Raw genomic sequence first — 12,180 nt, 5'->3', positions numbered from 1 at the left:
GTGGTGGAAAGGGCCTTCAACAAGGTAAAACAGTGGCGAGCGGTGGCAACCCGGTACGACAAGCTTGCCCTGACTTACCGGGCAGGATTCCTCCTCGCCGGCATCGTCGAATGGCTCAAACTATTGGGAGACATGTCCTAAGAGTCCCTGTTCCTATTCGTCACTCGGCGCGCAACCATCGAATTGAATTATGTCGTGAAATGCAGTTCAACCCTTTGCAATGTCTACTCCGGCGTAGCCGAGGAAGTGAGACGTACATGGCCGCGCTTTCGATCCATACATCCGACGATGGGCCGGTGCGGGATCCGCGTCGTCGTAGAACGCGAGCGTTGTCCGTCGCGTTGGTGTCGGTGATGTTGACTGCGGCGTGCAGCTCCGTTGGGGGCGGTAGCGTCGCAACATCAATCGACGAGATGGACCCAGTGGTCCTCAAGTTCGCCACAACGGGTCATGCGCAGGACAACATGAGTACCGGATTTGCTGCTTTCCAGGAAGCAATCAATGAGCGTACCGGTGGAAAAGTAACTTTCGAGCCATACTTCTCCAGCTCATTGCTGGGTGGCACCGACATGCTGTCCGGTGTATCAGATGGGGTCGCGGACATGGGGTTCCTGGTCCCCGCGTATTACCCGGAAGAGCTACCGGTGAGCGCGTGGATGGGTGGTCTGGGTAACCTGGTCACCGGCTCGACGGTGCACGACGTGATAGCGGGTGGGGCTGCGTCTTACGAGTCGACTCTGTCGTCGGCGGCGATTCATGACCAGTACACCCGCCAAGGTGTGGAGCCCCTTCTCTCTGTGTCGTCGACTGCCTTGAACCTGTTGTGCAACAACATTATCGAGACTCCAGCTCAGGCCAAGGGGGTTGAAACTCGGTCCTTCGGTTCAATCAACACTGCCCTTTTGAAGGACCTCGGCATGGTCCCTGTGGACGTGGCTGCGAGCGAAGCGTACGAAGCCGTACAACGTCGCGTTATCGACTGCCTTGTGAATAGTCCGTCAGGGGCTGTCGATCTGGGTCTCACCGAAGTTACCAGTGAGTACATCCCAGTGAATTTTCCTCAACAGCAAGAGCTGACGATCGTGCTCAATTCTCGATCATGGGAGGGGCTCCCCGGTGATGTTCAGGACATTTTCCGCGAAGAATCCGCAAATTGGGCGAAAGTCGTCTGGGGCAAGTATCTAGAGGCGCATGCCGGATTCGGGGCGTTACTTTCGGGCGCGAACTCCAAGATTCGAATTGACGACGTCTCGAAATTTGCACCCGCCCTGGATGCGAAGCGACAGGCATGGTTGGACGATATGCCAAACAATGCTCCCGCGGCGATCGAGAACCCCCAGAAAGTCATCGATGCCTATCGAGCGCGCGTCGACTACTGGACCCAAGCCCTGGAGCAGGATGGCTACGCGCTCAACGTCGGAGTTGATCGGGAGGGGGTGCTCAAGGGCTTTGCGCAGGTCGAAGACTTCGATATCAATCCGTTTTTCGACAGTCATAAGGCCGAGCTCCTGAGCGCGACCACGCCCAAGTAGCCATTGACCGTGGTCCGGTGCAGGACAAGATTGGTGCACGGTCCTTTCGAGAGTTGGATTCATTGAACGAGAGACAGCCACTGTGGGTGCGCGCCGTCACTGGTGTGTCTGTTTGCGCAGGCGGGGCAGGCGGTGCTTTGTGCCTCGCGATGGCAGTGGGAATTGCTGCTTCGGTAGTCGGTAGGCAGGTGGGCGTTCCGATCAACGACATGATGGACGTCGTCACATACCTGTTGATGCCTGCCATCGCCGTTCTGGCGCTCGGCCAGGTACATCTTCGAGACCAGCACGTTCAGGTGTCGGTTGTGATGGAAGCGGCCCCCTCACGGACAAGACGCGCAATATCGATGGTGACCCAGTTGCTAACGGGACTTGTGGCGGGATGGGTTGCGATCCTGATCCTGGACGAAGCTCTCTACTCGTACGAGATTGGTGATCGTGCGACGGTAGCGCCGTGGTTGCCCATCTGGGCTGGGCGGTTCGCCGTCGCCGCCGCATGGCTGATACTCACCGGATCTATCGTTGCCCGGTTCTATCAGTCGCTTCGGGAACGTCAGTCGACGAAACAAGAGTCGAGCGAGGAGCCCCTCACAAATGCATGACAAACCGGGTACTGCCCCGACCTCACAGCACAGTGCTGCGCCATCCGCTATTAGCTCCGCACCGAAACGTTTGGCTCCTGCGGATGTCGGGGGCCCCCGTGTCCGATCTTCTGGACTGCACACTGACTCTGGCGCACTCTTCGTACTTCTGCTGGTGGTGACCGTGACATCGATCGCGGTTCTGATCTTCGTTCCGATGGACGATCGACTGGTCGGGGCCGCGGTCATCGTTCTGCTCCTGCTGCTCATGGCGCTCGATCTGCCCGTAGGCATTGCAATGCTCGTGGCCTCTATCGTTGGGCTGACCGCGATGGATGGATTGGCCGTGGTGGAAACATCGCTGCGAAACATCACATTCGACGGCGTCGCTTCGTGGTCACTCAGCGTGGTGCCGATGTTTCTGCTTATGGGTTTGGCGTTGTCGTATGGAGGTGTGACCACCAGGGTTTTCGAGGCTGCCGACCAATGGCTGGGGAGATTGCCGGGAGGGCTTGCGGTCACTACAACTGCGGCTGGCGCCGGACTGGCAACTGTGAGCGGAAGTACGATGGCGACCTCGATGGCCATCGGCAAGATGGCCATTCCCGAGATGATGAAGAGCGGATACCATCCTGCCATCGCGACCGGATCGGTCGCGATGGCAGGAACGCTCGGCCAGATTATTCCTCCGAGCGTTCTGCTCGTCATCTATGCCGGTGTGGCACAGGTGCCTGTTGGTCCGCAACTGCTAGCAGGGATGATTCCCGGACTGTTTCTTGCGTTGTCGTACATCGCTGTGGTGACCGTGTGGGCCCGCGTCAAGCCACAGGTCGCACCGAGAAGCGATCGCTCCGGAGTGACATGGGGTACGCGACTGCGGTCGGCTTCACGATTGGGTCCGCTTGTCGTGATCTTGCTTGTCGTGCTCGGAGGGCTATATACCGGCTACTTCACTGCCACCGAGGCTGGAGCAGTGGGTGCGGTGGTTGCAATCCTTGTGAGCCTTGTCAGCCCGGAGCGCAGGCAGAAGGACGGCTCCAAGAATCTTACGTATTTGCGCACCATCGGTACGGAGACGGCGACGTCAGTTGCAAGCATCTTTCTCATCGTCGTGGGTGCATTGATGCTAAATCGAGCGCTGGTCTTGAGCGGGCTTGCACAAGACCTTTCCTCCCGGCTGGCCGGACTGGAACTCGACAGAGTCACGCTTCTGCTGTGCCTTATCATCGTCTACATCGTTCTGGGAATGTTTCTGGAATCGCTTCCGATGATCCTATTGACCGTGCCGCTTTTGCAGGCGCCGCTGGAAGCGGCAGGCGTGGACATGATCTGGTTCGGAGTGTTCCTCATCGTCCTCTGTGAGATAGGTATGGTGTTTCCTCCTGTCGGGTTACTGACCTTCGTGGTTCACCGCCTGGCACAGAACCCGCAGGTGAACCTGGGTGTCCCAATCAGTCTGCAATCGGTATTTGCCGGCGTCATGCCATTCGTTGCGGCCACGATCGTATTGCTGGGGGTCTTCATCTACTGGCCTGACCTTGTGCTGTGGTTGCCCGGTTCGTCGAGCGCAGAATAAAAATCAGACCGCGTGGCGCTGACTCTCTCCGGGCTGGGAGACAAGCCGCGCGGTCTATTTTCTGTGACCCGTTTCGGGCGCATCTGCAAAACCGGAGCGTGCGGACTAGATCGTCCTCAAGTACTCGACTCGCCAGTTCGACGTCTCGCCCCAAATGGCCTCCGCTACTGAGTGGGTCGATGGTGCAGGTCAACAAGATCGCGGCGCCTTTCGGCAACTGTTATCCCCAAGTTCACCAGTCGCGCGCTTCTGTCGCGCAGGTCGGAGTTTTCCGATGTCCGTGCACGCAAGCTCCTCGTCGACCACTGTGCTGACGACGGTGGTCTGTTTGTCGGGCATCGTGGTCGCCCTGCAGCAGACCCTGGTCATCCCGCTACTACATGAGTTCCCGTCGATCCTGGGCACCGACTACGCGACTGCATCCTGGCTGGTGACCGTGACGCTGCTCACCGCCGCCGTCGCGACGCCGATCGTGTCTCGGCTCGCCGACATGTTCGGCAAGCGCCGCATGGTGCTCGCGTCCCTCGCTGCAATGGTGGCCGGTTCGCTGCTCGCAGCGGTTGGTGGAACGCTGGTCACCGTGCTGATCGGGCGCGGGCTGCAGGGTCTGGGCTCCGCGCTGATCCCGGTCGGTATCGGCATCCTGCGGGACGAGCTGCCGAAAGCGAGGGTCGCGGGGGCGACGGCGATGATGAGCGCGACGCTCGGCATCGGGGGCGCGCTGGGGCTGCCGCTGTCGGGGGCGTTGTACGAACAACTCGGTTGGGACTCGATTTTCTGGCTCTCCGCTGCCGTCGGTGCCGTGCTCTACATCGCCGTTCGCATCGTGATCCCCGAGTCGCCGGTCCGCACCGCCGGCCGCTTCGACTTCGTGGGGGCGGTCCTGCTGTCGATCGCACTTTCGTCATTGCTGCTTGGCATCTCGAAGGGCGCGACCTGGGGATGGACCAGCGAGCGGACCGTGACCGCACTGGTGGCCGCCGCCGTCGCGTTCCTGCTGTGGTTCCCTTACGAGTTGCGGGTGGGACAGCCGATGGTCGACTTGCGGAGCTCGGCGCGCAGGCCTGTGCTGCTCACGAACATCTGCTCTCTTTTCGTCGGAATCTCGATGTACGCCAACATGTTGTCGACCACCCAGCAGTTGGAAGCATCGACCGACACGGGCTACGGAGACGGGATGTCGGTACTGACTGCGGGGCTGTGCATGATGCCTGCAGCGCTGATGATGGGGGTGTTCGCGCCGATTGCGGGACGACTGATCGGGCGGATCGGTGCCAAGTACACGCTGATGATCGGCACCGCCGTCCTCACCCTTGCCTACGTCGCGCGGGTGTTACTCACCGGATCCGTACTACTGATCGTGCTCGGTGCGATGCTCGTCACCGCGGGCACCGCGATCGCGTACGCAACCATGCCGATGCTCATCATGGGGTCGGTCCCCATCACCGAGACCGCTTCGGCCAACGGCCTCAACGCGTTGCTGCGTTCGGTCGGCACGTCGATGTCCAGCGCCGCCGTATCCGCCATCCTGACGGCGGTCACCATCGAGGTCGCGGGGCACGCCGTGCCCGCACTGGGCGCCTTCCAGTTGACCTTCGTGATGGCGGCGGCGACCGGTCTCGTGGCGACCGTCCTCGCGGCGTTCATCCCGCGCTCTGGTGGGATCCCGCGGACCCGCGCAGATGTCGACGAGTATGCCCCGGCGGAGCTCGTCGTCTCCGGCGCCGTGTTCAGTGCTGAGGATCGGCCCATCCGACAGGCCGTTGTCACCGTCCTGCGCACCACCGGCGAGCCCGTCGACTGGAGCAGAGCCGACAATGCCGGGGAGTTCTCCGTTGTTCTCCCGGATCCGGGCACGTATCTCGTGATCGCCAGCGCCGACGGTTGGGCGCCGCGATCGCACGTGATGGACTTCGCCGACGGGGCGGACGGGCACCGGGTGACGCTCATTCAGCGCCTGCGTCTACGTGGTCGCGTCACCACCGCGGGCCGCCCGTGCGCGGACGCTGTGGTGAGCAGCGTCAAGGCCACCGGCGAGTACGTTGCGACGACGACCACCGCTGTGGACGGCAGCTACGAACTTGCGCAGCCGCCCGGCGGCCGGTACGTCATCACCGTGCTCGGCCCCGACCGCCGCACTACGACCCGGCAGCTGGTGGTGCTCACCAAGCCGGCGCAAGTCGACCTCGACCTGGCTGGTGACCTGCAGCCGGCAGGTGTGCCATGACCGCACCGTCGACTCGCGAGATCGTCGTCGAGGCCGCCAGGGACCTGTTCGCGCGCCGTGGCTACACCGCGACGACGATCAAGGACATTGCCACCGCCGCGGGATGCTCACCGGCGCTGGTGATGAAGTTGACCGGGAGCAAGGCGGAACTATTCGCGGCTGCCGATCCGTCGGCGGCCGTGCTGGACGAGGCAGGAGCCGGGGCAGTGGTCGAACAGCCGCTCGCACCCGAAGAGCCGGTCGGGTCGCAATTGGTGCGCAGGCTCGTCGGCCGCCGCGACGGTGACCAGCCGGAGCCGTGGGCGATGGCTCCGATCTTCATCCGGGAGTCCGCGGATCCGGAGGCGACCCGCACCGACATGCGCGGCCGCTATCTCGATGCGATCGCAGCCCGCATCGGCGACACCTCTTCGGAGCGGCTGCGCACCCAGCTCGTGCTGGCCGAACTCTTCGGTCTCGCTACCGCGATGCGCCACCTTGACCTGCTCGGGCCCGACGTGATGGACAGCGAGACCCTGATCCGACGCTATGGCACGGTCCTGCAGTCAATCATCGACGGCACGGTGTGACTGGCGTTGGGGCGGTGTCGTGTGTGGAGCACGTCCTGGGCCTGCTCGAGTCGGTGCCGCCGGAGGATCGGCGTCCGTGTGAGGCGATCGAGCATGCCCGCGCGTAGGTGCGGGGGGAGGTGACAATGATGGCCGCCCGCGCGGCGGGTGGCCATGCGCTGGGCCGGCAAGGGATCTGCGCGGCCCGGCACGCCGACCACCCTGCGGGGCAGGCCGGGGTTGTGGCGCATGTGGCTGCGCAATGAGCCTGGTGCTGCCGCGTATACGATCAATGACATCCACGAGGCGAAGGAACCGCTCGTGATGATCGTTGACGACTGGCACCGCATCACCGACCCGACCACACTCGGCGCCCTCGATTCCGACTCACCAATAGCTGCCATCACCTTCAGGTCGTGGTGACCAGCCGCAGCCGATCGATGCCCCAGCCCTCCGCTTCGACGACGAGGAAGCCCGATCCTTCCTCGTTGGCATCCGACGCATCGCCCCGGCTGCGTTCGTTCACCGACGGATGGGTGGCCGCCCTGCAACTGGCGTCACTGTCGCTGCGCGGCCGGGACGACCCCACCGAGCTGATCGCACACCTGTCCGGCCGGCACCGCCCGATCGGCGACTACCTCGTCGAGAACGTCCTCAACACCTTCGAGCCCGACATTCTCGATTTCGTCCTGCGCACCTCGATCACCGAAAGACTGTCGGTGTTGTCGAGAGCATCGACCTCGACGCGGCGGAGCAGGTGTGCGGTGAGGGGCTGACATCGGAGGAACTACTCGACCTAGTGACCGCCCTGGTGGACAAGTCCATCTTGGTGCGGGAGGAGCACGGAACGGCCGTGCGTTTTCGGCTCCTCGAGACCTTGCGTGATTACGGCAGGGAACAGGCGCAACANGCCGGCGAGTATCAAGAGCTGCGCAGGCGGCATCGAGNCTGGTACAGGCGGCTTGCACTCTCCGGCGAGGCGGAGTGGATCAGCTCCCGGCAACTCGAATGGATTGCCAAGTTCGATCGGGAGCAAGCGAACTTGCGTGAGGCGATGGAGTTCTGCGTATCGGACAATCCCGAAGCCGGACTGACGATCGCCAGCTTCGCCGGAGAGTGCTCAGCCGAAATCCGGCGAAGCAAGGGAGAGGTTGACGCCTGCAACTTCTTGCCGCATCGGCGCCTCCGATGCCCGCTGCTAGTAGACGCGTTCATGTTGTTGCACTTGGGGATTTACCAGCCTGCCCGACGTGCATCGGAAATCTGTGGATCGTCTGACCGGGATGGGGCGCGATCGCCGATGTCCCGGTGCAAACTCGTACACGGTGCTCTCCGCTCGCCAACATCGGTGGTGGCGACGCGTCGCGCAGACCCATGCCACGATCTCGGGTGAGGTTCGTTTGGCCAGAGATCGTGGCATGGGAACTCGTTCAGATCGTTCAGGCCCGCGGATTTGTATCAGTTGCGCCACGTGGCGCCCCCACAATCAATTCTTTCAATCGCCGTGGGGGTGCTGGTGAGCTAGGGGTCCGTTCCAGGCGTTGCCGGCAGGACACCGTGTCAGTCTGTGGGCCATTCCAAGTTGAGTTCGTGGAGTTTCAGTGTGAGCCCACTCGACATACGCGGGGCGGGGCCGTCGGCGATCCAGAAGTCTGGAATTCGGCTGAACCATTCCTCGAGGAAAATATTGAGCTCGAGTTTCGCAAGTCGCATACCGATGCACGTGTGCGCGCCCTGGCCGAACGTGGTGTGGCGTGCTCTACGTCGGTCGAAGTCCAACCGCATTGGATCTGGATTCACCGTTTCGTCGAGACCACCGAGCGACGTGACGGCTAGGATGAGATCACCCTCGCGCAGGGTAGCGTCACCGAGCTGGGTGTCGCGTCGCACTAGGCGAGCGATGGACGAGAGTCCGAATCTGCGCGCGAATTCCTCGACCGCGACGCCATACAGATCCGGGTTGGCGGCGAGTTCCTCTCGGCAGCTGCGGTCTTGGGCAATGTAGCGCGCAGCAAAAGCGGTCATCAGTGCGGTTGTATCCAGCCCTGCGGCAAGGAGCAGGAGACACATACCCAGGACTTCTTCGGGCGTGAGTGGTTGTCCATTCACCTCCGCCTGGACGAGCGAACTGATGACGTCTTCACGCGGCGCGGCTCGGCGCTCCTCGATATGACCGCTCAGATAGGCGGCCATCTGGGCCCAGGCCTCTGCTGCATCGGGCGCGGCCGGATCGGCATTCCTTAGCATCGTGGCCAGACGATCGGCGTCTTCGATCGGGAGGTCGATCATCGTGAGGAAGGCGATGATCGGCATTGCGCTCGCGAAATCAGCCACGAAGTCGCATCGACCCTGTGGTCGTACCCGTTCGATAATTTCGATCGCGATCGCTCGTGCGTTGGCAGCTACTTCGTTGAGCTTGCCGGGCGTGAAGGCCGGCGCCAACAGCTTTCGGTAGTCCGCGTGTTCGGGCGGATCGAGCTGAACCGGGATGAACTTGGGAGCGACACCCGTGGGAATGACCAACTCACTGCTCGAGAACGTCTCGTGTTCGGTCAGGACGCGTTGCAGGTGTTCGTAGCGAGTAGTGATCCAGTGGCCACCGTATCGCGGCGTCCAGAATACGGGTGGGTGGGTGTCCTGTACGTTCTTCCACAGCTGGTGGATATCTTCTTCGCAGTAGTTGTCGTGCATGCCCGGAATGTTGTAATGGTCGATATCGTGGACCAACTTGTCATCGACGTGATCCGGAACTGACCCAATGTGGTCGACCGTCGTCATTGGTGAATCTCCTTCTTGGCTGTGTATCGGCTGGGATCGACACACACCGTTCACACAGGCGTGCGTTCGGTGCATGTCGGGCGACCGATGTCGAAAGGGTGCGCAGTACATTTCGGTACTGAGACGCGCCTGGAGTAGCGAGACAGAACCTAAAATGTGCATTTGAATGGGTGCTGTTCGGCGACTATATAGTTCGAAAATATCGAGTCCGCTACTCGTTGTCCGCCAGCGTGCACGCACGGGGGTGGTGTTGTTCTCGTCGTGCTGTTGGTGTGACTTGCATCATTTGATGGATGAACTCTGGCTGCCGTCGCCCTCCATGTCAAGACGATGAGCCCCACGATGTGCGCGAAGAGTAAATTGGGGTCCTATTTGGTGAATTAAATCCGTACCCTATTTAGTCGATACAGGCACCGTCTGTTGACTGCTCCAAACTTTCTCTAAATAGTTGGGTATCACTCCCTCGCAATCGAAGTAGTCCCGTCAGGTAGGTATCTGCAATGGTTTACGTCGTCACTCAACCGTGTTGCAACGACGCGTCGTGCGTCGAGGTTTGCCCAGTGAACTGCATTCATCCCACTCCAGACGAGGCCCCCTTCGCTGTGAGCGAGATGCTCTACATCGACGCGCAGACGTGCATCGACTGTGGAGCATGCGTCGATGCCTGCCCTGTCGACGCGATCACGTCGGGTGATGAGCTACGTCCGGATCAGGACCCCTACTTGAAGATGGCGGAGAACTACTACCAGCGTTATCCGCTCGAGTCTGATGTCCGCACTGAACCTAGCCGCATCAGTATCTCCGCAGACAGCGGGAGTTTGCGCGTCGCTGTCGTCGGTTCAGGGCCGGCCGCCTGCTATGCGGCTCTCGATCTGACTACTCGCGCAGGGGTCGAGGTCAACGTGATCGATCGGCTGCCCACGCCATATGGTCTTGTCCGCGCGGGTGTGGCTCCCGACCACCAACAAACCAAAGCTGTCGCGGATATCTTTCGGGCTGGGCTCGGGCACAAGCGTGCCCGGTGCTGGTTCAACGTCGAGGTGGGCGAGCATGTAAGCCACGAAGAGCTCCTCGCACACCACCACGCGGTGATCTACGCGGTCGGTGCGGCCAGCGCCCGCAACCTCGACATTCCCGGAGAGAATCTACCGGGTTCACACGCCGCGACCGAGTTCGTAGCCTGGTACAACGGCCACCCTGACTACGCTGATCTTACCTTTGACTTTTCCGGCGAACGCGCTGTGATCATCGGCAACGGAAACGTGGCACTCGACGTCGCCCGAATTCTGGTCACCGACCCGGAGGAGCTCGCGAAGACGGACATCGCCGATCACGCGATCGCTGCTCTGCGCGAATCCAAGATTCGGGAGGTAGTCGTGGTCGGGCGTCGCGGTCCCGCGCAGGCTGCATATACCAACCCGGAGCTGCTTGCCCTCGGTCAGATCCCCAACGTCGATATCGTCGTCGAGGGACTCGAGAGTGCCCTCGATTCAGCAGGCCGTGCCCTCCTCGACGATCGTGTCGTCGAGCCGCGGATTGCACTGAAGGTTGAGCAGGTCGCGAACTTCGCGAAGCGTCCTCCAACCAAGGGCAATAAACGAATTGTTCTGCGGTTCTGCAGCGTACCTATGGAACTCACCGGCGATGGCCGCGTGGAGTCCATCACCTTCGATCGCGCCGAACTGGTCAACGCCAATGGTCGCCTGGAAATGCAGCCGACCGACTTTGTCGAGAGAGTTCCTACCGGTCTCGTATTGCGGTCTGTCGGATACCGGGGGAACCCTGTTCCGGATCTCCCCTTTGACGATCAACGCGGGATCATTCCTAACGAGGCAGGCCGCGTCGTCGACCCTGTCACGGGGGATCCACTGGTCGGCGTATACACCGCGGGATGGATTAAGCGCGGTCCTACAGGAGTCATCGGCACCAACAAGGTGTGTTCCGAGCAAACGGTCGACAACCTTGTCCAGGATTTCTCGGCGGGCCGCCTCACCGAGCCCTTCGCGGATCGAGACTTCGGTGACCTGGTTTCGCGGCGCCAGCCCAACTACATCGATTTCCGCAGCTGGCAACGGATCGACAAGCAGGAAACGGCCCGCGGGTGTGAAGCGCGCCGTCCCCGCGTCAAGTTCGTCGCCGTTGCTGATCTACTCAAGGCATCGGCTGCTGTGTAGCCGGTGCGGTTGCCTGTCGGCCGGTGCGATCGTCTGCGGCCGCCAGGTGCGAGAGTCTCGATCCAAGGGAAAGTTCTTCGGAGCACCGGCATCAGAGCGCATACCGCGCCGGCGGCGTAGAAGTCGAGCCTCCAAGTGCCACATAGAGTTGTCGGCGGCCGCACGCCCCGGAAGATAGATACCTCGCCCAGCAAAGAATCCACGATCCCGGTGGCCACCGTCGACCGTCCTCCGAGAATGACCCACAATCAGGCACAGGTTCGCCAAATGGGGGACTGTCAGATGTCGGTGGATCTGACTTGAGTGCATGGGGTCAAGCCCCATTAATGGGGTCCACCCCGCTCGCTGTTGAGCAGCATCTGTTGACTCAGCTCAACGACTCCGGGAGACGGTGTGCGCGCGTAACGCGCGGGCCGCGCTCGATCAACCACTGTCTGCGGAGATCCCGACCGTCGAGCTGCTCGTCGAGCATGCCAATGGTACGGACGAGACGTGGGCGAAGGCGAGCGGAGTCGTGTTCTACCCGCAGGTTCCGGCCCTGCGCCGTACGCGGCGCGGTAGCGGTTGCAGATTGTGATGGACGCGCCGGGGCTCGCGTCCATGCCGGTGCCGGCGGCAGGGGCAATTGGTGCACGAGTGCCCCAGCGAAGAAACTCACAGGCTCAGCAGACACGCGGTTCCCGCCGGTCGAGGAAAAGGCGAGGCGCGCTGGTCGTTCGGACTCCCCAGGAATACGGCCGGCGTCTGGCGTCGGGGGCGGAGAC

7 protein-coding genes and 1 pseudogene are annotated in these 12,180 nt (G+C 61.9%); 7 read left to right on the top strand and 1 reads right to left on the bottom strand.

Going from position 1 to position 12,180, the window contains the following annotated elements:
- Nucleotides 1-257: 257 nt before the first annotated feature.
- The 6 genes and pseudogenes from CA951_RS40765 to CA951_RS44745 form a co-directional block, all read left to right on the top strand.
- Nucleotides 258-1,532 carry a hypothetical protein gene (locus CA951_RS40765; protein WP_179220512.1) on the top strand — a complete coding sequence of 425 codons (1,275 nt, stop codon included), beginning with the start codon at nt 258-260 and terminating at the stop codon, nt 1,530-1,532.
- A gap of 17 nt (nt 1,533-1,549) precedes the next feature.
- Nucleotides 1,550-2,134 carry a TRAP transporter small permease subunit gene (locus CA951_RS40760; protein ID WP_143543189.1) on the top strand — a complete coding sequence of 195 codons (585 nt, stop codon included), beginning with the start codon at nt 1,550-1,552 and terminating at the stop codon, nt 2,132-2,134.
- Between the two features lie 163 nt (nt 2,135-2,297).
- On the top strand, nt 2,298-3,689 hold the full coding sequence (locus CA951_RS40755; RefSeq protein ID WP_179220511.1) for a TRAP transporter large permease: 1,392 nt from the start codon (nt 2,298-2,300) through the stop codon (nt 3,687-3,689).
- 274 nt (nt 3,690-3,963) lie between these two features.
- The gene (locus tag CA951_RS40750; protein ID WP_087562259.1) at nt 3,964-5,916 is read left to right on the top strand and encodes an MFS transporter; all 1,953 of its coding nucleotides are present in this window, start codon (nt 3,964-3,966) and stop codon (nt 5,914-5,916) included.
- Nucleotides 5,913-6,485 carry a TetR/AcrR family transcriptional regulator gene (locus CA951_RS40745; RefSeq protein WP_087562258.1) on the top strand — a complete coding sequence of 191 codons (573 nt, stop codon included), beginning with the start codon at nt 5,913-5,915 and terminating at the stop codon, nt 6,483-6,485. The genes CA951_RS40750 and CA951_RS40745 overlap by 4 nt, the downstream gene beginning before the upstream one ends.
- Before the next feature lie 267 nt (nt 6,486-6,752).
- Nucleotides 6,753-7,177 (top strand): annotated as a pseudogene (locus CA951_RS44745) (protein kinase); the annotation flags it as partial.
- Between the two features lie 847 nt (nt 7,178-8,024).
- Here the strand turns inward: CA951_RS44745 and CA951_RS40730 are convergent.
- Nucleotides 8,025-9,242, bottom strand: coding sequence for a cytochrome P450 (locus CA951_RS40730; protein WP_179220509.1), 1,218 nt, complete (start codon nt 9,240-9,242; stop codon nt 8,025-8,027).
- A gap of 500 nt (nt 9,243-9,742) precedes the next feature.
- Here CA951_RS40730 and CA951_RS40725 point away from each other — a divergent pair, with 500 nt between their 5' ends.
- On the top strand, nt 9,743-11,416 hold the full coding sequence (locus CA951_RS40725) for an FAD-dependent oxidoreductase (RefSeq protein ID WP_087562255.1): 1,674 nt from the start codon (nt 9,743-9,745) through the stop codon (nt 11,414-11,416).
- The last annotated feature ends 764 nt before the right edge of the window (nt 11,417-12,180 follow it).

It is taken from the genome of Rhodococcus sp. NCIMB 12038 (assembly GCF_002165735.1).
Classification (GTDB): domain Bacteria; phylum Actinomycetota; class Actinomycetes; order Mycobacteriales; family Mycobacteriaceae; genus Rhodococcus_F.
Note: the sequence above shows the minus strand (reverse complement) of the source record. Positions and strands in the feature narration are given on the sequence as shown.

Bases quoted from the DNA above. Each gene is read 5' to 3' on its own strand.
- CA951_RS40725 (WP_087562255.1), top strand. From the start codon at position 9,743: ATGGTTTACGTCGTCACTCAACCGTGTTGCAACGACGCGTCGTGCGTC.
- CA951_RS40730 (WP_179220509.1), bottom strand. From the start codon at position 9,242: ATGACGACGGTCGACCACATTGGGTCAGTTCCGGATCACGTCGATGAC.
- CA951_RS40765 (WP_179220512.1), top strand. From the start codon at position 258: ATGGCCGCGCTTTCGATCCATACATCCGACGATGGGCCGGTGCGGGAT.
- CA951_RS40745 (WP_087562258.1), top strand. From the start codon at position 5,913: ATGACCGCACCGTCGACTCGCGAGATCGTCGTCGAGGCCGCCAGGGAC.
- CA951_RS40750 (WP_087562259.1), top strand. From the start codon at position 3,964: ATGTCCGTGCACGCAAGCTCCTCGTCGACCACTGTGCTGACGACGGTG.